This is a genomic window from Alteromonas sp. 4NH20-0056 (assembly GCF_057539655.1).
In genome coordinates this window covers 181,619-206,567 of record NZ_BAAJLS010000005.1, presented here as the reverse complement: position 1 = coordinate 206,567, position 24,949 = coordinate 181,619, and the positions used below count along the sequence as shown (strand labels likewise).

Sequence of the window (24,949 nt, the reverse complement as noted above, 5' to 3'; positions counted from 1 at the left end):
CTTAAAGGAAGAAGCGGCTATTTTTCTAACAGCGTAAATATGCTAGAAAAATCTTTGTCCTCATTCCCTTTTGCTTCATGAATACGATACAAGGCTTGCGCTGCTGCGGCCATAGGCGTTGGTGAGCCACTTTGTGCGGCTGTATCCATCGCCAAATTCAAATCTTTGTTCATCAGTTTGACCATGAAGCCGCCCTCATATTCTTTACTTGAGGGGACGTTTTCCATAACACCAGGGCACGGGTTATACTTTTCCAGTGTCCAATTGCAGCCAGAGCTTTGTAGCATAATATCTGACATCACAGACGGATCGATACCATTATTGATTGCCATTTGAAGGGCTTCCGATGTACCCGACATCAACACGGCCAACAGCATGTTATTGCAAATTTTTGCTATTTGCCCTGCCCCCGTAGCCCCCGCGTGAAATAAGTTTTTACCCATACATGAGAGTATTGGCGTAGCGCGTTCAATGGCCTCGGTATTGCCGCCCATGATAAAGGTTAACGTACCGGCTTGTGCACCGGCCGTTCCGCCCGATACAGGCGCGTCAACAAATAACCTATTCGTCGCCACAACGTGGCCACCAACACGCTTAGCGGTTTCAGCATCGATCGTCGACGAGTCAATAAACAATGCATCAGGCTTCGCAGCGTTTAGTATGCCATCATCACCAAGATACAGGGTGTCTACGTGCTTCGCTGCCGGTAGCATAGTAATGATGACATCCGCATCTTTTACCGCATCAACGGCGCTTGTTCCCGCAGTCGCCCCGCTGGCAACCGCGCGCTTAACGGCATCATCAACGAGGTCGAATACCGTAACATCATGTCCAGACTTAACAAGGTTAGCCGCCATCGGCCCCCCCATATTGCCTAAGCCTATAAATGCAACTGCTGTCATTTTACCGCTCCTAATTCAGCTAGAGGATGAGAAGACTCGCCCCATGGTGAAGTGAAAAAATGCTCAATAACGTTAGCCGGAACCTCTTCTACTCGCTTGTATTTCCACGCTGGAGAGTGATCTTTGTCAATCAAAAGCGCCCTTACACCTTCTTGAAATTCGCCACTTTCACCGCAGCGGCACGACATGATAGCTTCCATTTTGAAACAGTCGGCTAAATCCATCAATGCACCACGCTTGCACTGCTCAAATACGAGATGAGCAGTAATTGGCGAGCCATTCTTAAGGGTTGCTTGCGCTCTCGTAAGCCATTTATCTTCTTGCATGTCAGCGTTAAGGATAGTGTTTACAACATCAACAACACTATCTGCACTGCACCATGCGTTTATGTTATCAATATGCTTTTCAACGTTACTTGTAGGGGGCTCAACGGGCTTTATTAGTGAAGCAACAATGTTACCTACCACATCATGTGCAGTAACATCACGCCACTCGGCATTCATGAGTTTATCCATAAGTGACGGCTTTTCACTATTGTCGACCAAGGCGTCTACCATGCCAACATAGTGCGCGTCGGCACCGTTTATCTGCGCGCCAGTCAACCCTAAGAACAACCCAGTTTTGCCAGGTAGTCGAGGAAGAAAATAACTGCCGCCTACATCAGGGTAAAGGCCTATACTTATCTCTGGCATCGCTAACTTAGACGTCTGTGTGGCAATTCGATGACTTGCACCGCATAACAGCCCCATTCCGCCTCCCATGACTATTCCTGCTCCCCACACCACAATAGGTTTTGGGTAATGATGGATGGTATAATCGAGGGTATATTCGGTTTTAAAGAACTGTTCTAAAAAAGCAGGTATTTCGCCGTCGGCATCTCTCATTGCGTTGTACATAGACACAATATCGCCACCAGCGCAAAATGCTTTATCACCTTCTGCATCGACGACGATACAAGCAACATCGTCTCTTTCCTGCCACTTGGTCAACGCATCTAACATTATGGTAGCCATATCGAGGTCTAGCGCATTTAATGCTTTCGGTTTATTAAGAGTAACTAGACCAATGTAATGACCACAGGGCGTCTTCAACTCATTAGTTTTTACTACTGCACTTTCATTATGCATGACAGCTCCTTAATGCTAATTGATGGCTACAAGACACTACGTTCATCAGACAGGATCCTACGACCGATAATGACACGCATAATTTCGTTAGTGCCCTCGAGTATTTGGTGCACACGAACATCTCTGAAGTGTCGCTCTAGCGGATATTCTTTGATATAACCATACCCGCCGTGTAGTTGTAACGCATCATTACAGACATTAAAACCAACGTCAGTGGCAAATCTTTTCGCCATGGCACAATACGTTGTTTTGTCCGCATCGCCATTATCTAATTTGCATGCGGCCATTCGTACCATTTGACGGGCAGCGACAAGCTCTGTCGCCATATCTGCCAGCTTAAATTGTAATGCCTGAAAACCAGCGATTGGCTTACCAAATTGCTCGCGCTCATTCATGTAGTTACGGGCTACATTTAATGCTTGTTGAGCTGTGCCTACTGAACACGTCGCTATATTAATGCGCCCACCGTCCAACCCTTCCATTGCCATTTTAAAACCTTGGCCCTCATCACCGAGGCGCCAAGAGGCATCAAGTTGTACGTTATCAAAGGTAATCATTCTAGTGGGCTGTGCGTTCCAGCCCATTTTTTCTTCTGCTTTACCGTAAATAATACCGTCTTCTTTTGCAGGTACAGCGAATGCGGTAACACCAGACGCCCCATCTCCGCCCGTACGTGCCATGACTACCAGTACATCAGTACTACCCGCACCAGAGATGAACACCTTAGCGCCATTTAGTACATAACCCTTGTCATTTTTAACCGCTTTTGTTTTAAGCGATGCGGCATCAGAACCTGCCCCGGGCTCGGTCAAGCAGTAAGACGCGAGTTTTTCGCCCGTTACAAGCGCATCACACCATGTTGACTTTACGGCATCCGTTCCCCATTTAGCTATCATCCATGTTGCCATGTTATGAATGGTTAGCATCGCCGTGGTAGTGGTACACCCCATTGATAGCTGCTCGAAAATTATCGATGAATCAAGTCTAGAGAGTCCCAATCCACCCGCTTCTTCCGGCGTGTATAGCCCACAAAAGCCCAGTTCACCCGCTTTTTTTATGGCGTCGACTGGAAAGTGATGCTCTCTATCCCATGTTGCTGCATGGGGGGCTAACTCTTGCTCGGCAAATTGTCGGGCAGTTTCTTCAAATGCAAGTTGATCGTCTGATAATTCAAAATTCATGCTTTCACCTGTCTAACCGTTTCTGTCTATTCGTTTTGACTAACCGATGATGACGTGTGACCTCGTGTTACGTGAGCCACACGCATCTGCGTATCTGATTAATCCAAAGAGATAGTTAAATTAGGACCGCCTGGAATATCGTCTTCTAGCCAACGTGAGGTAATCGTTTTGGTTTCACTGTAAAAACGAATGGCTTGCTTACCATAGGCGTGTAAATCGCCGTAGAATGAATTTTTCCAGCCGGTAAATGAGAAAAATGGTAACGGAACCGGGATCGGAACGTTGATACCTACTTGACCCACTTCTACATTACGCTGGTATTTGCGTGCAGCAGGACCACTGTTCGTAAATATCGATGTACCATTTCCATATGGGTTGTTGTTAACAAGCTCTAATGCATCTTCAAGAGAGTCCACGCTGACACAAGACAGCACGGGGCCAAATATTTCTTCTTGATAAATAGACATATCAGGCGTTACTTCACTAAATACAGTGGGGCCCACCCAGTTTCCGCTTTCATAGCCTGGTACGGTAAAATCTGACCCATCAAGCAGACATTTTGCACCTTGCTCTTTGCCTTCTTTAATGTATTTCAGCACGCGTGCTTTGGCTTGAGGGCTGATAAGTGGTCCAAAACCAGCTTCTTTATCATTCCAAATACCAGGCTTAACTTTTGCAATCCGTTCTACTAATTCAGGGATCCACTGTTCTGCTTCACCAACAAAAACAGCCACTGAAATCGCCATACAGCGCTGCCCGGCTGCACCGACGGACGCGCCAACAAGATTGTTTAACACATGCTCTTTATTCGCATCAGGCATAATTACAGAGTGATTCTTTGCCCCTGCAAAGCACTGCGCACGTTTCATGTTTGACGTGGCCGTTCTATAAATGTGTTGCCCTACTGGCACCGATCCTACAAACGATACCGCTTTGATGCGTGGATCGGTTAATAACGGTTCAACTTGGTCCTTACCGCCATGAACCACATTCAACACGCCAGCAGGTGCACCGGCTTCTAAAAACAATTCAGCCAGTTTAATTGGGGTTTGGGGATCTTGCTCTGAAGGTTTGAGAACGAAGGTATTACCGCACGCAATGGCAAGCGGGAACATCCAAAGCGGGATCATTGCAGGGAAATTAAATGGCGTTATACCTGCACATACGCCAAGTGGCTGCGTGTAACTGTATGTATCGATGCCGCGCGCCACATTTTCAACCGTTTCGCCCATCATCATTGAAGGCACATTCATTGCCTGCTCAACAACTTCAATTCCGCGCCATACATCGCCCTTAGCATCATCGAACGTTTTTCCGGTTTCCGATGCTAGAATAGTGGCAATCTCATCATGGTTTTCTTTTAACAACGCCTGATAGCGCATCATAACGCGAGCGCGTTCCGTTACAGGAACATCTTTCCATGTTTCAAACGCTTTTTCGGCAGATGCGATGGCCTGCTCCATTTCATCTTTTGTTGCGCAAGGCGCTTTCGCGATGACACTGTTGTCCGCTGGGTTGGTAACATCAATAAACGTGTCTGTTTGTGATGCGACAAATTCACCATTGATTAGTAGGGGTACGTGCTTCATAGTTATCCTCATGTGCGAAACGCATTTTCCAACACAATATCTAATTGTTACCCTTCACGTAAACGTAAAGGTCAAATGTTTTTTATTTTTATGTAAATTTAATGTGACAGATGTTTATATACCACGGTGACATCAAATTAAATGCCTGTTTTCGCCAATAATTAACGGTATTACGGACAAAATGCATGATGTGCTTTTTATAGTAGTACTGTTAAGCTTGCTTCATATCGCTGTTAGGACGTATCGCCTTGGAATACCGTATCGCTGTTGTCGAAGACAACGCTACCGCTAGAACGACATTACGTAGCCATTTACTGCCAATCGGAAACATCGGTGTCAGTAGCTTTACTTCTGGGACGGAATTAAAAGGGGCGTTGCGAAAACAAAATTTTGAACTGATTTTTATGGATTACCATTTGGGTCAAGGACGTTCTGGCGTTGAATGGGTGCAAACCTTGAGAGAGTCAGGTTTTATCAGGCCTAGTACTGGCATTATATTTTTAACTTCAGACCGCTCTCCTCAAGTTATCGGTTCAATCATGGATTTGCAGCCCGATGCATTACTGATTAAACCCTATACTATTGCCTCGCTAACTCGACAAGTAGAACACTACTTTACCTACAGAAAGTATGTCGAATCTGCACTAAAATCATTAGACAGTAACCAGCGAACAAGCGCCATTAACTTCATAAGGAAGCGTTTACGCGAAGGCGTGCCGCCTCGTCTTGTTGCAGACCTTCGGAAATTATTCGCTAGGCTGTTGTTTGAAAACGGTGAATATGAACGGGCACTGATCCTATATGAAGACGTTCTCACTCATTCTGATCGTGTACTTTGGGCGCAGTGGGGGAAAATTAAGTGTCAATACGCATCAGGCGAATGGACAGCGTGCAAGCATGATCTTAATGGCATGGTCGGTTCAAGTCTGGCAAAAGACAAAGCGTTCGAATGGTTGGCGTCCCTCTCCTTTGAGCAGGAGTCATATGCGCAGACAGAAAAATATTTAGAGAATATTAAGTTCAGCGAATTAAGCTTGCCAGCGGCACGACTTAAAACCATTGCTTATCAGAAACAAGACAAAGTCATAGAAGCCATTGACCTCCTTCAGAAAAAGCGTGCGATGCACAGAAGCGCAAAAGACCGTTTTAATGACTTTACCTTAGAGCTTGCGGAGTTCTATTTGATGTTGGCGGAGGAGTCTCCGGCTACCAACCGAAAAGAAAGTTTAAGCCAAGCAAGAAGACTCGTTGGTATTGCAGGGCGCGGGCAAAACGACGCGCAAGCGTTACAGCGACGCGATTTCCTTCTCGCATTTTCAGCAGTCCTTGATAATGATGATGAAAAAGCGGCGCATTTTATCGACAGCGATCATATGGAAAACTTTGTAAGAACGTCCCCCTCAACACTCGTAATTGCAGCAAAGGTTTTTCATAAGCTTGGTGATGAAGACAAAGCCGCCGAGGCACTTCAATTAGCACGGGAAAAGAACTCTTCGTTATTAGAAGTGACTGAACAAGCGTCGAATAGCGAGCTAATTGTCGAAGGGGGAAGTAAACTCGACCTTAATGATACGCTTGCGATATCACTCAATGATTCAGGAATGCAGTTATTTCAACAAAAGAAATACAATCAAGCACTTAAATATTTCTACGATGCGTTCACCCTTTCTATTTCAACTGCAGCATTTGGGCTTAATTTACTTCAGTGCATGTTAGAATCAGACACCGCCGTTTATCGAAAATATACGGTTCCGTATTTACTAAGCACCTTATCTGATATGAAGCTAAACCTTCCTAACCAGCGTCGATTAGAACAGCTTTCTTCTGTGGCAGGTGCCAGTAATTAGCGGTCTGTGTCGAGGGCAAGACTAGGTTATAACGACTGCCCTCTTTACAGACTTTACCGCCCCCCGAGGCTACTTTAGGCGCGTTAACAAACTAGAAGTATCCCAACGCCCTCCCCCCATTTTTTGAACATCAGCATAATACTGATCGACTAAGGCCGTTAATGCGAGGGTTGAACCATTCTTTCGTGCTTCATCTAAAGCAATCGATAAGTCTTTGCGCATCCAATCCACGGCAAAGCCAAAGTCGAATGCGTTGTTGAGCATCGTTTGTGCTCTGTTTTCCATTTGCCAGGACTGTGCGGCCCCTTTACTGATCACATCAATAACTGCGTTACAATCCAACCCCGCTTTCTGTCCAAAATGCAGGGCTTCAGATAACCCTTGTACGATGCCGGCTATACAAATTTGATTCATCATCTTTGCAAGCTGTCCGCTACCAACAGCACCGAGCAACTGAGCATGTCGCGCATAGGTATCCATAACAGGCTTTGCACGTTCAAAAACCGTTTCTTCACCACCAACCATTATCGTAAGCTGACCATTCTCTGCGCCGGCTTGCCCTCCCGATACCGGGGCATCTAAAAAGCCTACGTTGTTATCGTTACATAATTGGCCTAGCTCACGTGCTACATCAGCGGATGCGGTAGTGTGGTCTACTAAAATGCTGCCAGCCTTAAGATTATCAAGCGCCTCTAATCCGACCATACGCACGTCGTTATCATCACCAACACACATAAATGCAATGTCCGCATCAGCAACCGCGCTTGACGGCGTATTTGCTCGCTTTCCACCGTATGTCTTAACCCATTGCTCAGCTTTTGAGGTGGTTCTATTAAATACCGTCACGTCAAAGCCAGCATTTGCTAAATGACCCGCCATGGGATAACCCATTACGCCTAACCCTAAAAAGCTTACTTTTATCTGAGACATCGCCATTCTCTTATTGGTTGAAATGTTTATACTGGAGTGTAACAAATAACCTAGCAACTTATACAGAGAGACGGTAATGAGTTTTTATGATCATGAAATAATTAAGAATAATGGGGAAAAAGTCGCTCTTGATGCGCTTAAAGGTAAGGTGCTGCTCATTGTCAATACGGCAAGTAAATGTGGGTTTACACCACAATATGACGGGCTTGAAAAACTTTATACTTCATTCAAAGATAGTGGTGTTGAAGTGCTAGCATTTCCTTGCGATCAATTTGGAAATCAAGAGCCCGGCAGTAATGAAGAGATTGCACAATTTTGCACTATGAACTTTGGTGTCACGTTTCCCGTCTTTGAAAAAGTTGAGGTAAATGGAAGTAATGCGCACCCGCTTTTTAACGAACTGAAAGACAAAGCACCGGGGTTATTAGGCTCTAAACGTATTAAGTGGAACTTTACCAAGTTTTTAGTGAATAAAGACGGCACAAAGGTAAATCGCTACGCACCAACGACCAAGCCTGCTGATATCCAAAAAGATATCGAAGCATTTCTAGCGGAATAGATAAAGTAGATAGATACCATGCATACTATTGCGATGTTTAGTACTCAAGCCTACGACCGAGCGGTTTTTGACACCCTTCTCGATAGTGACAATATACTTGGAGAAAACGCGCGCAATGCAATTAGCATTACGTATTTTGATTATCGGTTAACAAAAGAGTCTGCAGCGTTATGTCAGGGGTTTAACACCGTTTGTGTCTTCGTCAATGACGACGTGTCAGCCGATACAATCGATATTCTCCATCAACAAGGCGTAACGCATATTACGCTGCGTTGCGCAGGCTTCAATAATGTTGATATTAATAGAGCGACGCAATGTGGAATAGCGGTGTCACGAGTGCCAGCTTATAGCCCTCATACCGTTGCGGAACACACGCTAGCGCTCATCCTTACATTAAATAGAAAAACACATAAAGCATATAACCGTGTAAAAGAAGGTAACTTTGCGCTCAATGGCCTACTTGGGTTTACACTCCATGGAAAGACAGTTGGCGTAGTGGGTACCGGTAATATCGGCATCGCGGTAATCGATATACTTAAAGGTTTCGGCTGTAAAATACTGTGCTACGACCCATGCCCGAATGAAAGTATTGTGGGCCCCAACGTAGCGTATGTAAGTATAGAGACGCTGTTATCCCAAAGCGCTATTGTCACATTACATTGTCCCTTGAATAAAGAGAGCCACCACCTTATCAACGACCATACGCTTTCACTTATGCCCAAAGGTGCAATGTTAATTAATACCTCCAGAGGCGGTTTGTTAGACGATAAAGCGGTTATACGTGCGCTCAAGTCATCCCATTTAGGTTACTTGGGGTTGGATGTGTATGAAAGAGAGTCCGAATTGTTCTTTAGCGATCACTCACTTGATATTATTAGCGATGATGTGTTCCAACGCCTTCTTACCTTTCCCAATGTCGTAGTTACCGGACATCAAGGTTTTTTTACACAGGAAGCCCTTGATGAAATAGCGTCAACAACACTGCGTAATATCTTGGTGATTGGCGAGTTACTCGATGGTAATGTTAGCGATAACATCGTTAACATTACCTAGCGTTATTGGCGGCTATTATTGGCATTACTGTGAGTTCACAATAGACACTACAGTTTTTGCGTATAGGGTTGATGCAGCGCATCAATAATGGCTAGCACGATATCTTCACGCCATGCGGGGGCGGCGATCTGTACCGACAACGGCAGCCCTTTCGCAGCTTTCATACAATGGTTTGCTTGACGCTCTGCTATATCGATACCACTAAACTGTCGGTTACTTTCATTTTCTTCAACCGTGCCAATACACGCGATACCAGCCGGAAATCCCGTCACGTTATGTATTAAACTGTAGCGCCCACCAAGCCCGATATGCTTAAAGCTATTTTGTAGATATGCAGGTACGGGCAAAATTGGGCTAATGACTGCATCTAACGCGCCTATCGAGGTTGATGCCATACTGTCTTCAACCTGTTTGATGTAATTCGCTAAACGGGTTTCTAGTTCATCAACGTTGTCGAGCGTGTAGTGACCTACCATTGATAATATTCTGCTTTGATGCTTTTGACCTAACCCGCGCAGTAAATAGTAGAGCATGGTTTTTACGCTATGCGGCAACGGTACAATTTTGTGTAGCATAGCGACGTTTTGGTTTGGTATGTCTCCCTTCAATGCTTGAGAGAGAAACTTCCCCTTTTCTAACGACATCGCACCATAAAAAATAGCTTCTGCTTCATCAACGTACGGTAAGGCATATTCGATAACCTGAGCGCCTAGGGCCTGAAGTTCTGATACTGCCTTAAGCACACCGTTTTTAACCGCAGTGGCAACAGGAAACGCACCATCATCGATAAAATATCCAATGTTAAGCGATGACAGGTCGATGTCACGATAATCTAGCAAGGGCTCTACGGGCCATTCTCCTTGCACAGCATCATTCAATACCGTGAGCGCGTTATGTAGCGTACTCGCATCTTGAGACAAAGGGCCGACAACCGCTTTAATGGGAATAAGATCTTGTTCAGGTAAACAGCGCGTGTTGTCACGCAAACGCTGAGTGGTAGGCTTGATTGCACAACATCCATTTGCAGCAGCAGGGATCCTAATACTGCCGCCAATATCGTTTCCGATCCCAAGGGGGGACAGGCCAGCGCCAACCAGTGCTCCCTCGCCGCCGCTACTGCCGCCGCAAGAGTACTTTTTATTTTTTGGGTGTAATGTAACGCCGAATACCGGGTTGTCTGTTTCAGTAAATGACAGTAACTGAGATACGTTAGTTTTCCCAAGCAGCACAGCTCCACTTTTCATTAACGCGTCGATGTAGAGATTATTTTGATTGGGAATATCATTTCTGCGTGCACTAACACCAAAAGTGGAAGCGGTACCACTTACGTCAAAACATTCTTTTATTGTGATAGGGAGACCGTGAAGTACACCGATAGGTTGACCATAATGATGAATATGATGGTCACGCTTTCCCGCGTCTTCTTCTGCCTCAAAAAAACGCTCACAAACAAGTGCGTTGAGCGCAGCATGTGCTTTATTTTTATTAATAAACTCTGTTGTTAACGTTTTACTGCTAAGCTCGCAGCGCGTTAATTGATGCAACAAATCCCGAGGAAGCCTCGTCATTTTCTCGCCCTTGTTCGTCCATTGAAACCACTGTGCCACTATTTTGTAGCACTATTTTCCACCGACATCCATATAAACTATCAAAAATGTATTGATAACGTGTTTACGAAAAACGTTTCTATTTTTCCAGCATTACATGGAAATATTTACCTAACCATAGATAAGGTTCACGTTGACAATATTCTTTTTCAAGCGCAAACAATTCATCAAACTTTGTCTTTTGATGCTCTCTGTCTTTAAGGTAATCGTGAAAGCAACGCACCCCCGTTTTCGCCTTCAAGGTGAAGCCAATACTTTCACAAAATTCAATCATCGCTTTTGCCGACATGGGTTGTTTAGGATTAAGCTTAACTTGTTTTTTCACCTTCATGCCTTTCGCAATATAATCGAAATTACCATACAACGCGTTGGCAAAAAGATTGGCATCATGATTAAAAAAACTAAGACTCAACATCGCACCTTTTTGCATCTGCTTATAAAGTGAATGAATCGCGTCAAAGGGCGCATCTAACCACTCCATCACCGCATGGCAAACAATCATATTATATTGGTCGATGTCTGTTATTTCTTGAAGGTAGGACTGCTCGATACGCACGTTATCGATACCTTTCAATAAGACTCTTGCATGGGTTAGTACGTCTTCTGAGGCATCGGTCAAGGTAACTGAATGCCCCAATTCACACAAATGCTTTGACATAACTCCAGTGCCACCGCCTATTTCAAGAATTTTTTGGGGAGACGTAAGAAAAGGAGACATAGCATGACAAAGAATACGGTGCCTAATTTGCCCTTTACTGGTGCCATAGATGTTCGCGGCAAATTTGTTTGCAATGCCGTCAAAGACAATATCTGATTTCATGTCAGGCCGGGTTTGGAATGTCAATGAAGGTAACGTCTACATCGAACGTATCTGCGAGGTGGTTTCCTAGCGACTTTACGCCATAGCGTTCCGTGGCATGGTGCCCTGCTGCGTAAAAGCTTATGCCCATTTCACGTGCAGTGTGTATGGTTTGTTCAGAAACTTCACCGGTAATAAACGCATCGACACCCGCCTCGACAGCCTGTTCTATAAAGCCCTGTCCACCGCCTGTGCACCATGCGATACGACTAATCAACTTATCGGATGGAGACTCCATTAACACATCGCGCTCAAGGGCTACCTTTAGGCGTGATTGGAGTTCAAGGGCTGATATGCTGTGCGTTAAGCGCCCTTGCATCAGCACGCCTTGCGGCTTCACTTGCTCAACGGCGCAGATGTCGTCAATTTCTAAAAGACGACCTAATTGCTGATTATTGCCATAGATACAGTGCACATCTAGAGGCAAATGATAGGCATACAGATTTATGTCATGTTGTAACAACGCTTTAATTCTATTTTTTTTCATACCACTTATGGTTTGATTTTCACCCTTCCAAAAATAACCGTGGTGGACAATGAGTGTATCTGCACCCTCGTCTATCGCGCAGTCAATCAGCGCTTGAGATGCCGTTACACCCGTTACAATTTTGGAGACCGATGTAGCCCCCTCTACCTGCAAGCCATTTGGGCAATAATCACTGATTTCATTGCTTTTTAGCAGTGTATTTAGGTAGTTAGTTAGTTCAATGTTGGTTAGCGCCACATCATCCTCGGCTAAAAATTAGACATATTGGTCAAAAAACGTTATAAAAATGCGTGTCTTGGTTACACCCTTAGTTCCTAAAGAAGGTGCAGTAAATGATACTGCCATTGCGAAGGAACAAGGCGGGTAAGTAGTGACCGTAAATATAACAAAACAAAGAGCAACTATGTATGGCAAACTTAGATAAAGAAGCAGTAATTGCTGCTTTTACCAGCGCGTATGAAGCAAAGCACGGTTCAGCGCCCAGTATCGAAGCAAAAAGTGGTTGGTACAGCGTGGACGGCGGCAAAAATATTCGTCTAGCGCAACTTCAAGAAATGACAGAAGATCTTATGAGTGGTAACGGCAAAGCGTCAAAAGAGGAGAAGCGCGTTTCTGCTCCTACTAAAAAAGCGCCTAAAAAATCAGCGCCACCAACAGCAAATAAAAAAGGCCAGTTTTCCGTCAAAGACTTCTGGGCAGAAAAATTACGTGAAGATGCACCGGGCTCAACGTTACCCCGTTAATACGCTAGGTGTCGAGGTTACCGGCCAAGCCTTGTGCGACAAACGGAACAAGGTGGCTGATAACCTCAGATATATCGATATGCCGGTGAAAGTCGGACTCAACAATCTCGGTTAACGCTTGGCTTGACGCCATAGAGAATACAAAACTTCCCATGGCAAAGTGCAATCGCCAAAAAAGTTCCTCTGGCGGTATTGTTGGTAAGCACTGTTGAATAGCGCCAACTAGTGCGCGAATAGTGTGTCCATATTCGCTCATAATAAAGCGACGAAGGTGCCCCTGGGTTTCGTTATATCCGCGCCCTAATAACTGCACGAAAATTGCCGTACCATTTGGCCGCACAGCGCTAAGCCTAAGCATAGGGCCAATGAGTGCACGCAGCACTGCATCAACACCTTCAACTCCCACCACTACGTCTGTGCTTTGCAAACAAACCTCGACGTCAGGTATCAATGCATCAAAATACCGTTTCAGTACCGCTTGGATGAGGTTCTTTTTACTACCAAAATGATAATTCACAGACGCTAAATTTACACCGGCTTCTGTTGTAATTTCACGCATTGAGGTCTGGGTAAACCCTTGCTGCGAAAACAACAGCTCGGCGGTGTTGAGAATATCGGTTTTTGTCGTTTTTGCCATTATACTTTTTGTATCAATCACTTGTAAGAGCATTATCGCGACAACTTTACGTTACGCGTAACGCTCGACCTTGACGTAGACCTAGATTTAGAACCAGTGCCTTGCCTTGCTCCATGTGCGCATTAACGTCTGTTCAGCAACCTTAGCAGCAGACATACCTAGCTTTTCAGCAACGTTTTTCTTCACCGCATATTTTACGCTAAAAATTTCACGGGCAGGATGGTGAGATAAAATGTAATCATCTGATGTGGTTATCTCATCAACTAGACCGAGGGATTTGGCCTTTACCCCAGGCCAATATTCACCCGTTGCCACTTTTTCGATATTCATATCTGGACGCTGGCTATGAACAAAATCTTTGAAAAGTACATGAATTTCTTCTATCTCTTCCTTAAATTTAGCACGCCCTTCATCATTATTTTCACCAAATACAGTCAGTGTTCGTTTGTATTCACCTGCGGTGTGTTGTTCAAACTCAATATCATTTTTCTTCAATAACTTATTGAAGTTTGGTAACTGTGCCAATACGCCAATAGACCCAATATAAGCAAACTGGGCGGCAAGTAATTTATCAGCGACACATGCCATCATATAGCCACCGCTCGCGGCAACCTTATCAACTGCGACCGTTAATGTAATGCCTTTATCTTTGATACGCTGCAACTGAGATGCAGCGAGTCCATAACCATGCACTACACCGCCACCGCTTTCTAACCGTACCAACACTTCATCATTTTTTTCGGCAATACAAAGAATGGCAGTAATTTCCTCACGAAGGTGCTCCACTTCATGCGCATCCATCGAACCTTTGAAATCGACAACAAATAAACGCGACTTATTTTCTTCATCATCTTTCGTTTTATTTTTTTGTTTTTCTTCTTTTTTCTGCGCTTTGGCTAATTTTTTTAACGCATTTTTATCAAGCAACACTTCTTTAGCATATTGCGTAACATCTTTAAGCTGCGCCGAAAGCGAAGTGATTTCTAGCTGTCCTTTTCCTTGTTTCTGCTTGGCCGCCACGCCTACAATTGTTGAAACCACAACAATGATGGCCAATACCAAGGTCACGGCCTTAGCGAAAAACAAACCATATTCGTACAAAAACTCCAAACTCATCTCCTAGTACTTTTATAACAGGGGGCCACATCATGTGAATGCCCTACTTTTTTATTCTAATACGTTTATATGGTGCTGTGTTCAACAATTGCAATATTATTCGCGTGCGGAAATCTGACACTGGTTGCTTAATCACCTTCATTAAATTAACGCAACCATGCAGTGCTACTCACATTTAACAAATAGAATAGCGACTTTATTAGTAAACCGCTCCCGGCGCACTATATTTACTCAACGACGTGAACGGTTTTCACGAACGAGATAAGAAACTTTCGGCTTGTATTGAAAAATAGCCCTAACAAATACTTAACAAACCTTTGCAAATAGATAACAAAGTCAATACTATGAGGTGATTGATAACTGGTCATACTTGTTAATAGTCTGTTTGAACAATGATTGCTCTTCAATTGTTGGATGACGAAACAATCGAGTTGACAACTCACCTTAGTATCTTGGGAGAAAGAATGAAAAAACTGTTAATCAGCACAAGTATCTCTGCAGCATTTGTGCTCGCTGGTTGCGGTGGCGGAGATGACTTAGAAACAATTCAAGCAGAAACGCCAATAGAGCGTCCTGCCTCACGAATTTTGTTTGACCCTGCCGGTAGTGTCCTTAACGTACCAAGCGATTTGTTTTTTGCTCTGGTAGAACAAACGGATGACGGTACATTAGAAATGCCAGATGAAGTTGCAGGTCAAGCTGCAAACGGCATGCCTGACTTTGGTAACCCCTCAGCGGCGTTAGGCGCACTTGATGGTTGGTCTACGCAGCATCCGTTTACTTTCTCTACCGCTCACCCTGCGGGTATCACGTTAGACGCAGCGTCGGCAGCAGCACCTGGTTCAGTACGTTTGTTTGAAGGGGCTATTGGCGGTGATTTGAATGACGCAGACTGTAGAACTGCACCGCCAATCTCTGGCTGTAAAGTATACGAAGAGCTAACTTTTGGTGTGGATTTCGTCACGCAGGCGAGCGGCAACGACGTTGCTGTTATTCCGCTTAAACCGCTTAAAGGTTCAACCACCTACTATGTAGCGGTTACCGACGGGCTTAAAGCAAGTGATGGCCAATCGATTAAACCATCTACTGCTTACGAGAGTCTGCGCCAAGACATTAATAACTTCCCTCTTTCAACTGAGTCACAACTTAGTTTGCAAGGGCTTATTAATTCGTACGAAGGTGTGCTTACTTCACAAGCTGGCGTAAGTAGTGATTCACTTGTATTTAGTTACACATTCACAACACAATCGACTACCCAGATCATCGAGACCGTTAAATCGCTCGCGATTGCGCCATTTGCCACTGCGCTTGCACAAGGTGCAACGCCAGCACAAGCTGTTGCAGCAGGCACACTGCCGGTACTTCCAATTGGTGAAGCACCGGTTGATACGGCGTTTGACGCATTAGCACCGACCCTATTAGGCAGTGCGACGTTGGCACAGCTGCAAGCAGTTGGTCTAAATACGTGTTCAGGCCTTGTATCTGCGGTATTAAACCCTGCGTCACCGTTAAACCCTACGGCAACACAGGTTTTCTCTCAAGTAGCACCGTTTTGTGCCGCGTCGATGAAACAAGGTAGCATCAACCTACCTTATTATATTGATGCAGCAGACCCGCTTAATGGTCGTTGGTCTGCAGCGTGTACTAATGGACTAGCACTGCAAACTATTGGTGCAGAAAACATTGGTGCCTTGCTTGCAAACGGTACGATTACTACTGGTCCAAATAATGAGCTATGCCAACTCGCAAGCGGCGGTACATTATTAGACTTAGATCTTACTAACCTAGGCATTAATGACTTACGCCATGTAACACGTTATAGCCCAATTCCTGCACGTAAAGGTAGTAACCCGGACGGTACTGAAACGCTTGATGTTCAAGTTACTGTTCCTGATATCAACGTGATCAATATTGTTGCTGCTAACCCAGCGTCAGGCGTGAGCCCTATCGCGGCGGTTCCTGAAGCAGGCTGGCCTGTTGTTATTTTGCAACATGGTATTACCTCGCGCAAAGAAGACTTCTTAGCGATTACAGGTGCATTATCATTAGCAGGGTACGCAACGGTTGCTATCGATCACCCACTTCACGGTAGTCGTGGCTTTATGATCGACGGTGAAATGGTCAACGCATCAGCGGCTGTTGGCGGAAATCCAACGGATTACCTCAACCTAGCTTCATTGCTAACGACCCGTGACAACAACCGTCAGAGCGTTGTTGATGTGATGGGGCTTCGTCTTGGCTTGAATGCGGTTGTTGATACCACAGGTGGTTCGGTAAAACTTAACGCTAACGACGTATCATTTGTAGGTCAAAGCTTAGGGTCAATTACTGGTATAAGCAGCGTTGCAATGTCAAACGAGTCATTTGGTGAGGGTAACCCTCTTGCTAACTTTGATGGTATGTTTGCGTTCAATAGCGCGGTATTCAGTGTGCCTGGTGGCGGTACTGCAGCCTTCTTATTAGAATCTGTAGCATTTGGTAATTTAATCAAATCAAACCTTCTTGCCGCCTCTTCAGCAGACTTCGTCGCCTTCGTTGGTCAATACGCGCAAGCAAATGAACTGACTGCTGAGCAAGCACTTGTGCCTGCTTACGTCGAGTTCTACGCGGGTCTTGATGCAGCAACAAAAGCCAGTGTAGATGCTACGTTCGCACAGTTCGCTTTTGCCGCTCAAACGATTACAGACGCGTCTGATCCGAATAACTTTGCCGGTCTTCTTGCTGAAAACTCTGACTTTGTCATCCATGAAGTTATTGGCGGCGGCACAAATGATGACGGCAGCACAGCGCTACCTGATCAGGTTATTCCTAACTCTACGGTGAATGCACCTACGTTTGCGGGTACTGAGCCACTGGCTAAGTTTGCAGGCGTTATGGGCGTATCAACAACGACACCGGGTAACGGTTTAGTTCGCTTTATCGAAGGTTCGCATTCTTCATTGTTAAACCCAAGCCCTAGTGCAGGTGCAACAACTGAGATGCAACGCGGTGCGGCTGCGTTTATTTCTACTGGTGGCGAAACAGTCGTTATTTTTGACGAGTCAGTTATCGCTAACTAAATGTAGATTCACTCCTCATTTGATGAATAATGTTTAGCTTTGTTCATTGAGATTGTAAAAACCGATATCAGCGATGATATCGGTTTTTTTATGTTCTCCTTTCCTGTTAATCATTGTTCCCCCCTATCGGCTGCTTTACTTGTCTGTCAGTATGAGTATGATCACGCGAGTAACCGCGACTGTATGTAACGCCTGCCTATCGGGCATAGCTAAGGAATGAAATGAACGACTATCAAGCCCCTCATCATCTACTTGAGAACAAAATAATACTAATAACAGGAGCCGGTGATGGTATTGGCGCACAAGCGGCAAAAACTTACGCAAAACACGGTGCTACATGTATCTTGCTTGGTCGTACGGTCGCGAAACTCGAGGCTGTTTACGATGAAATCGTTAATGCAGGCGGCGCAGAGCCTGCCATTGTTCCTCTGGACTTAAAAGGCGCAACCTCCAGTCATTATCAACAGATGGCACAGACTATTATCGACCAGTTTGGCCACTTAGATGGCGTGCTACATAACGCTTCGGTGTTGGGTCATCTAAGTGCGTTCAAAGATATCGATGCACAAGAATGGCAAGATGTCATGCAGGTGAACGTAAACGGTATGGTTTACATGACCCAAGCGTTAATACCCGTGCTAGAGAAAGCGGAAATTGCTTCTGTGGTATTTACCACATCAAGTGTGGGACGACACGGACGTGCATTCTGGGGCACGTATGCGGTGTCTAAATTTGCTACAGAAGGCGTGATGCAAACGCTTGCAGATGAATACAGAAACAAGTCGATTAGATTTAATTGCATTAATCCAGGTGGTACGCGAACTAAAATGCGCTCTCAGGCTTTCCCTGCTGAAAACCCTGAAACGCTAAAAACCCCACTAGATATTATGCCGTTGTACTTGTACTTAATGGGTAATGACAGCCTCAAAGTAAATGGTGAATCACTCGATTGCCAACCTAAATAGACAATAAATGCAAAAAAAAAGCTGCGTAAAAACGCAGCTTTTATTGTCAAAAATAACGCACAGTAATTAACCGTCGTTTTTTGCCCATGTATCGCGTAGACCGACGGTTCTATTAAATACCGGCTTGTCATCGGTACTTTGCGTATCTAGGCAGAAGTAGCCAGTTCGCTCAAACTGCCACGCACCTGCATCAGGAACATGTTGTGCAAGCCCCTTCTCTACCCACCCTATTTTCACATCTAGTGAATCTGGGTTAATAGCATCAGTAAAGCTCTCTTCTGCTGCAGGGTTAGGAACATTGAACAACCGATCGTACAATCTAAATTCTGCCTGCTGGCCGGTAACGGCATCAACCCAATGGATCACGCCTTTTACTTTTCGGCCATCGGCTGGGTCTTTACCCAAAGTATCAGCATCGTAAGTACAGTAAACGGTGGTCACGTTTCCTTCATCGTCCTTATCAACACGATTAGCTTTGATCACATACGCGTTACGTAAACGAACTTCTTTCTCTAACACAAGGCGCTTGAATTTTTTATTCGCTGATTCACGGAAGTCTTCCGCCTCAATCCATACTTCGCGACTAAAGCCGATTTCACGTGTGCCCATCGCTTCATCACTCGGATGATTAGGCGCCGTCAACGTTTCGGTTTTACCCTCATCATAATTCTCAATGATGACTTTAATAGGATCGAGTACAGCCATGGCGCGAGGCGCGTTAACGTTAAGATCATCTCGTATACATGCTTCTAACATGGACATTTCAACCATGTTATCCATCTTCGTAACACCAATACGCTTACAGAACTCACGTACAGAACCTGGGGTGTAACCTCTACGGCGTAATCCAGCAACCGTTGGCATACGCGGGTCATCCCAACCGCTAACATGGTTTTCATCAACTAGTTGAATCAATCGACGCTTGCTCAATACCGTGTATTCAAGGTTTAAACGTGAAAATTCATATTGTCTAGGTGTGCAATCGATCGAAATATTTTCAATAACCCAATCATAAAGACGACGATTATCTTGAAACTCTAACGTACATAATGAGTGTGTGATCCCCTCAATCGCATCTGAGATACAGTGAGTAAAATCATACATGGGGTATACACACCATTTGTCACCTGTTTGGTGGTGATGGGCGTGTTTTACGCGATAAATTACAGGGTCTCTCATACACATGAACGGAGAAGACATATCAATTTTAGCGCGTAAACTGCACTCACCTTCTTGATAATCTCCCGCCGTCATTTTCGCAAATTCACGTTTGTTTGTTTCAACATCCGTATCACGATATGGGCTGTTCTTACCAGGCTCCTTAAGCGTGCCGCGAAGTTCACGCATCACATCTTGAGAAGAGAAATCTACGTATGCCAACCCTTTGTCGATAAGTTCGTTAGCGTAGGCGTGCAGTTGGTCGAAGTACTTTGAAGAATAGCGTTCTTCGCCGTCCCACGAAAAGCCAAGCCATTTAACGTCTTCTTTAATGGAATTAACGAATGAAATATCTTCTTTCGCTGGGTTAGTATCGTCAAACCGCAGGTTACACGTGCCCGTGTAATCCTTGGCAATACCAAAATTAAGACAAATTGACTTCGCATGACCAATGTGCAAAAAGCCGTTAGGCTCTGGCGGGAAGCGAGTTTTGATGGTGTCGTGCAAACCATTGGCAAGGTCTTTATCGATGATTTGACGGATAAAATTGGTCGGACGATGATCAGTCTCGGCCATTCGCATGTTCCCCTTATGCATTAATTAATTCTTGATAGTGGCGTGAGTATAACACCGACACAATTATGACAACCATGTTTTATTTTACCCTGCCATACAAGTGGTTAGTTTACACACTATTTGTGCTGCAAGTATGCGCTCTTCGCCTTTCATTTGTGTAAAATTAGCGTAACAGCGTCAAAATTTCAGTGAACCACAATTATTATGGTAATCTAAATATGCGATAGTGACGTCGTGTTTGCAGAAATGGTGTTTATGAAAGAAAAAGCAACCTCTTTTGATATTGCACACTTAGCCGGTGTATCTCAATCTACAGTATCTCGTGCATTGAACAATAGCCCATTGGTCAATCTAGTGACTCGCGAACGTGTGCAACGCATAGCAAAAGAGCTGAATTATAAAGTCGATAAAAATGCCAGTAACTTGAGAAAGCAAAAAAGCAATACTATCGCACTATTACTTTTTGAAGATCCTACTTCAGATGATTCAATGATTAATCCCTTCTTCTTGTCAATGCTTGGCAGTATCACGCGCGCGTGCGCTACCGCGGGTTACGATCTACTGGTTTCATTTCAAAACATGGACGATGATTGGCAAGCAGAATACGAAGATTCTAACAAAGCCGACGGTATTATCTTGCTGGGCTATGGTGATTACACAGACTACCGCGCAAAGGTTGCACAGCTTGAATCACAAGGGACACACTTTGTACGTTGGGGTGCACCGGATACTGAACATCCAGGCGTCAGTATAGGGTGTGATAATTTTCAAGGCGGAAAACGTATAACTGAGCACCTTATTGAGCTTGGTCGCAAACATTTTGTCTTCATTGGCGACTCTGGAAATCAAGCCCCGGAATTCATGGCCCGTTACCAAGGCTATCTTAACGCGCTGACGTCTAAAGGGTTAAACACCACCTCAACACATTATGACGCAATTTCTACAGAAGAAGCCGGGTACGAGGCCACCCAAACGCTATTAGAAAGAAACATCAGTGTGGATGCCATCGTGTGTGCCTCCGACCTTATTGCGATGGGCGTACTTAGAGCATTGAGAAAAACACAATTTAATGTGCCTGACGACATCGCGGTAGTAGGTTACGACAATATTGCTGTCTCAGCATTCACGACGCCTGCCCTAACCACAGTGCATCAAAATACTAAGCTGGCTGGGGAGCTTTTAGTGACAACGCTAATAAAGGCAATAACGAAAGAGACGGTAGAAGATTACCTGATGCCAGCAGAGGTCATAGTTAGACAGTCCTGTGGTTCTCAGGAGGCTCAGTAACCCATAACAAGCGCTATGGGGAAATAAAATGAAGAGGCTTTCACCTTACGCCAGCGTAAAGCCTCCTTTTATCTGCCAAGAGCTTATTGAACTGCGATTTGATGAACCACGTGCTCTAACAACATTGAATTATTTATCGGTCCGTCCTTAACCCATACTTGTACACCATTAGGGTCAACGCGAGTGTCAAACGATGTGTTTTCGGCAAGCCTCTTTTTAATGCCGCTCAGTTGTTCTACCCACACGCCCTCTTGCACAAATTTCGATATAGAAAATGATGCTGATTCAGTGCCCTTATTGAGCAACACCAACGCTGTTTGTTGAACGTTATCATTTTGTAATACTCGATAAAAAGCCGCTTTATTTCCCTCGAGCATAATATTTACCTGAACTCCGCGCTGTAGTGCAGGCGTGTCCTTTCTTACATTTGCGATGGCCGTAAGCGCATTGTGAATACGGTTGCTGCTCGCATTGTCTATGTTCTCTTGTCCAAGGTAGTTTCTGTTTCCTTGGTGCTCGGACGTCCCGCGCATAAAACCAATTTCAGAACCTTGATAGATGACAGGAATGCCCCTAACGGTAAACAGCCAGTTATGCGCATTTATAAACCCATCATCAGTGGCGTTCATTCTTGCCATATCATGATTATCATAAAATGTAGTTAACTCGTAGGGGTTATGATAAGGACCATGGGTAAGATGCAGTACATCACTAAAGGTCGCAAAATCTGACTTTGAGGGGTTTTCAAAAACACTCAACATCGTTTTTTGCATAGGAAAATCAAGCACGCTCACCGCGCCATTTTTCGGTAATGTATGTTGTGCAATCGCGTTGGCATCATAGTTAAAACTTTCTCCAAACATGAAAAAGTCTGGATGCTGCATTCTGATACGCTCAGATACTTCTCGCCAAAATGCATGAGGCACGTGACGGATAGTATCAATTCTAAATGCATCTGCGCCCTGCGATATCCAATACAGGTAGCTGCCTATAAGGTAATCTCTGACCGCTGGGTTTTCATCATTTAAATTAGACAATTTTACTAAGTCAGGGTAATCATGAAAAAATGCATGAAGTGGGTTATTTACAGGGTCTAATAATTCTGGGGGCAGGTTTTGATGATCAGCGACCAATCGGCCGTCAGCATCATATATTTCGCCGTATCCAGCTTGATCTTCATGCATTGAAAAACTGGGACTGCCGTGATTTCCAACAATATCGAAGACCGACTTGAGGCCATATTGCTCTCGCATGCTGGTGGTATACTCTTTTACTGATAAGTCGTGACTTACAAGATGCTCATCAGCTTTGTAAAAGTTTGTTGCCCAATAACCGTGATAACCCGCTTTTCCACCGTCTTTAAATGCGCCGCCATAAGTTATGGGTTCATCGCCGTTAAACGACTGATTGGGATTGTCATGGACGGGTGTCATCCACACTGCGGTGAACCCCATATTTTTTATATAGTTTGCATTATTGAGGACCCCTTTGAGATCGCCCCCCATGTAGCCTGCATAGGCTTTTTCACCCTCGGGCCCGACAAGCGGCAACTGCCACGTTGGAAAGTCTCCACCTTGCGATTCAAAGTTATTGGTTGGGTCTCCATCAACAAATCGATCGGTTACCACAAAGTAGACAGACTCACTTGCAAATGGCGCGCTTGTGCCAACGATTGTAAGCGGTTTGTCTACCTCCTGCTGTTTGCCATTAGAGGAACACGCTGACACGATGAACGACATCGTGATTGCTGCAGATATTGCTGTTAACTTACCGTTCATTACGCCACCTCCTCCTTATGATTTCGTAGTTCGTTTTCATCGTGCTCTTTCACGAAGAAAACTGACACCGCGCCAAGAAGCATCGATATACCAGCGACGACAATAATGTACTTGGCATCGTTATCAAACACGCTACTCACTATCCAACCTGCGGTAAGTCCTGAAACAATTTGTGGCGCTGCCACGGTAAAATTAAAGATCCCCATATACACGCCCGTTTTATTGGCAGGAAGCGCACCCGCGAGCATAGCGTAAGGCATTGCTAGTATTGCAGACCATGCAATACCCACTCCTATCATAGGAATAAGTAGTTTTACTGCACCTAATGGCACGGTGACTTCAGTAATAAGAAGATTAACGTTCACCATATTCAAATCTTGAAACAGTAAGAAGCTAACATAGCTAATGCCACCTAATGCAAGTGAGCTTGCATAAACGGTTTTTCTGCCGAATTTATCGGCCAATCGAGCAAGGAAAACCGAAAAAATAGCGGCGAATACCGAATATGCGGCGAATAGAATACCAACCCAGTCACCCGCCGCCCCTTTTGCTATAGTAACGGCTTCAGGCACCATCGGCGCCGCTGCAATATAAGCCGGGTCAAACCAGATTTTATCGACGTTCCAAATATGTTGAGTAATCGCAGGCGTGGTGTAAACCCACATGATAAATAGTGCAAACCAAGAGAAAAACTGCACAACCGCAAGCTGTTTCATTGTTGTTGGCATATTAACAACAAGCTTAAAAAATCCACTGAGTCTTTCAACGAACGACGGCTTCTCACCGTGTTCCGCTTCGTCTTCATCTAGACCTTTATACTTCTTGTATTGTTCGGGCGAGTACTCTTTCGTTCTTATCACGGTCCAAATTACAGAGCCTAACAATACTGAAGCACCAATATAAAAAGCCCACATCACAGACGGCGCAACTTCGCCCATCTGCGCGGTGTTTTCCAAACCGATAACGTTAGTCAACACGAAGGGTAAAATTGACCCCACAACAGCACCGATATTGATTAACAAAGACTGAATACCATACCCAATGTTGCGCTGTGAAGGCGGTACCATATCTGACACCAAAGAACGAAATGGTTGAAAGCATACATTAAATGACGCATCCATTAACGCCACCATCAACGCTCCCATCAACATCGGCGCTAGCAATGCGACAAAAATGGGCGCATTGGGCAACAAGATCATGCCGACTACAGCGGCGATTGCACCGACCAATATAAATGGGCGTCTACGACCTAGACGATTCCACGTTCTGTCTGACGCAGAACCAACGATTGGCTGCACAATTAACCCCATGATTGGGGCAACTAGCCAAAACAAAGATAATGAATGTAAATCAGCACCTAAGTCGGTGAGGATCCGGCTCACGTTGGCATTTTGTAGCGCAAATCCAAATTGAACACCGAGAAAGCCAAAGCTTACATTCCATATTTGCCAGAAGGATAACCGTGGTTGCGTTGATTGCATATTATACT

General features: G+C 44.7%; 20 protein-coding genes. 7 read left to right on the top strand and 13 right to left on the bottom strand.

The window, feature by feature from the left end; all coding sequences use genetic code 11:
• Positions 1-17: 17 nt before the first annotated feature.
• From mmsB to AC27EZ_RS11345, 4 genes are all read right to left on the bottom strand, one after another.
• Positions 18-902: a 3-hydroxyisobutyrate dehydrogenase gene (gene mmsB / locus AC27EZ_RS11360; RefSeq protein WP_487135418.1), complete on the bottom strand. Its 885-nt coding sequence runs from the start codon at positions 900-902 to the stop codon at positions 18-20.
• Positions 899-2,029, bottom strand: coding sequence for an enoyl-CoA hydratase/isomerase family protein (locus tag AC27EZ_RS11355; protein ID WP_487135417.1), 1,131 nt, complete (start codon positions 2,027-2,029; stop codon positions 899-901). The genes mmsB and AC27EZ_RS11355 overlap by 4 nt, the downstream gene beginning before the upstream one ends.
• A gap of 26 nt (positions 2,030-2,055) precedes the next feature.
• The gene (locus AC27EZ_RS11350) at positions 2,056-3,210 is read right to left on the bottom strand and encodes an acyl-CoA dehydrogenase family protein (RefSeq protein WP_487135416.1); all 1,155 of its coding nucleotides are present in this window, start codon (positions 3,208-3,210) and stop codon (positions 2,056-2,058) included.
• A 98-nt stretch (positions 3,211-3,308) separates the two neighbouring features.
• Complete coding sequence (locus AC27EZ_RS11345) at positions 3,309-4,799, bottom strand: CoA-acylating methylmalonate-semialdehyde dehydrogenase (protein ID WP_487135415.1); 1,491 nt, start codon at positions 4,797-4,799, stop codon at positions 3,309-3,311.
• 248 nt (positions 4,800-5,047) lie between these two features.
• Between AC27EZ_RS11345 and AC27EZ_RS11340 the strand changes: the two genes are divergently transcribed.
• On the top strand, positions 5,048-6,646 hold the full coding sequence (locus AC27EZ_RS11340; RefSeq protein ID WP_487135414.1) for a response regulator: 1,599 nt from the start codon (positions 5,048-5,050) through the stop codon (positions 6,644-6,646).
• Positions 6,647-6,715: 69 nt separating this feature from the next.
• Here the strand turns inward: AC27EZ_RS11340 and AC27EZ_RS11335 are convergent, their stop codons facing one another.
• Positions 6,716-7,576, bottom strand: coding sequence for an NAD(P)-dependent oxidoreductase (locus AC27EZ_RS11335; protein ID WP_487135413.1), 861 nt, complete (start codon positions 7,574-7,576; stop codon positions 6,716-6,718).
• Between the two features lie 76 nt (positions 7,577-7,652).
• Between AC27EZ_RS11335 and AC27EZ_RS11330 the strand changes: the two genes are divergently transcribed.
• Both AC27EZ_RS11330 and AC27EZ_RS11325 read left to right on the top strand, forming a co-directional pair.
• Complete coding sequence (locus tag AC27EZ_RS11330; protein ID WP_487135412.1) at positions 7,653-8,135, top strand: glutathione peroxidase; 483 nt, start codon at positions 7,653-7,655, stop codon at positions 8,133-8,135.
• A gap of 18 nt (positions 8,136-8,153) precedes the next feature.
• On the top strand, positions 8,154-9,188 hold the full coding sequence (locus AC27EZ_RS11325) for a 2-hydroxyacid dehydrogenase (RefSeq protein ID WP_487135411.1): 1,035 nt from the start codon (positions 8,154-8,156) through the stop codon (positions 9,186-9,188).
• 47 nt (positions 9,189-9,235) lie between these two features.
• Here the strand turns inward: AC27EZ_RS11325 and AC27EZ_RS11320 are convergent, their stop codons facing one another.
• The 3 genes from AC27EZ_RS11320 to AC27EZ_RS11310 form a co-directional block, all read right to left on the bottom strand.
• Positions 9,236-10,795 carry an amidase family protein gene (locus AC27EZ_RS11320; protein ID WP_487135410.1) on the bottom strand — a complete coding sequence of 520 codons (1,560 nt, stop codon included), beginning with the start codon at positions 10,793-10,795 and terminating at the stop codon, positions 9,236-9,238.
• A 79-nt stretch (positions 10,796-10,874) separates the two neighbouring features.
• Complete coding sequence (locus AC27EZ_RS11315; protein WP_487135409.1) at positions 10,875-11,615, bottom strand: methyltransferase domain-containing protein; 741 nt, start codon at positions 11,613-11,615, stop codon at positions 10,875-10,877.
• Between the two features lies 1 nt (position 11,616).
• Entirely contained in the window at positions 11,617-12,378 is a 762-nt protein-coding gene (locus AC27EZ_RS11310) for a Nif3-like dinuclear metal center hexameric protein (protein WP_487135408.1), read from the bottom strand.
• Between the two features lie 170 nt (positions 12,379-12,548).
• Between AC27EZ_RS11310 and AC27EZ_RS11305 the strand changes: the two genes are divergently transcribed.
• On the top strand, positions 12,549-12,884 hold the full coding sequence (locus AC27EZ_RS11305) for a hypothetical protein (protein WP_487135407.1): 336 nt from the start codon (positions 12,549-12,551) through the stop codon (positions 12,882-12,884).
• Between the two features lie 4 nt (positions 12,885-12,888).
• Here AC27EZ_RS11305 and AC27EZ_RS11300 read toward each other — a convergent pair whose 3' ends face one another.
• Complete coding sequence (locus AC27EZ_RS11300; protein ID WP_487135406.1) at positions 12,889-13,521, bottom strand: TetR/AcrR family transcriptional regulator; 633 nt, start codon at positions 13,519-13,521, stop codon at positions 12,889-12,891.
• Positions 13,522-13,608: 87 nt separating this feature from the next.
• The gene (gene sohB / locus AC27EZ_RS11295; protein WP_487135542.1) at positions 13,609-14,631 is read right to left on the bottom strand and encodes a protease SohB; all 1,023 of its coding nucleotides are present in this window, start codon (positions 14,629-14,631) and stop codon (positions 13,609-13,611) included.
• 470 nt (positions 14,632-15,101) lie between these two features.
• On the opposite strand from sohB, the gene AC27EZ_RS11290 reads away from it, so the two are divergent.
• Positions 15,102-17,696: a VolA/Pla-1 family phospholipase gene (locus AC27EZ_RS11290; protein ID WP_487135405.1), complete on the top strand. Its 2,595-nt coding sequence runs from the start codon at positions 15,102-15,104 to the stop codon at positions 17,694-17,696.
• Between the two features lie 221 nt (positions 17,697-17,917).
• A complete protein-coding gene (locus tag AC27EZ_RS11285) occupies positions 17,918-18,661 on the top strand; it encodes a YciK family oxidoreductase (RefSeq protein ID WP_487135404.1) in 744 nt (247 codons plus the stop codon).
• A 66-nt stretch (positions 18,662-18,727) separates the two neighbouring features.
• Here the strand turns inward: AC27EZ_RS11285 and glnS are convergent, their stop codons facing one another.
• Positions 18,728-20,395 (bottom strand): glutamine--tRNA ligase, encoded by a 1,668-nt coding sequence (gene glnS, locus AC27EZ_RS11280; RefSeq protein ID WP_487135403.1) that lies wholly within the window; start codon positions 20,393-20,395, stop codon positions 18,728-18,730.
• Positions 20,396-20,650: 255 nt separating this feature from the next.
• On the opposite strand from glnS, the gene AC27EZ_RS11275 reads away from it, so the two are divergent.
• Positions 20,651-21,682, top strand: coding sequence for a LacI family DNA-binding transcriptional regulator (locus tag AC27EZ_RS11275; RefSeq protein ID WP_487135402.1), 1,032 nt, complete (start codon positions 20,651-20,653; stop codon positions 21,680-21,682).
• An 83-nt stretch (positions 21,683-21,765) separates the two neighbouring features.
• Here AC27EZ_RS11275 and AC27EZ_RS11270 read toward each other — a convergent pair whose 3' ends face one another.
• Positions 21,766-23,460, bottom strand: coding sequence for an alpha-amylase family glycosyl hydrolase (locus AC27EZ_RS11270; protein WP_487135401.1), 1,695 nt, complete (start codon positions 23,458-23,460; stop codon positions 21,766-21,768).
• The gene (locus AC27EZ_RS11265; RefSeq protein ID WP_487135400.1) at positions 23,460-24,941 is read right to left on the bottom strand and encodes an MFS transporter; all 1,482 of its coding nucleotides are present in this window, start codon (positions 24,939-24,941) and stop codon (positions 23,460-23,462) included. The genes AC27EZ_RS11270 and AC27EZ_RS11265 overlap by 1 nt, the downstream gene beginning before the upstream one ends.
• Positions 24,942-24,949 lie beyond the last annotated feature (8 nt).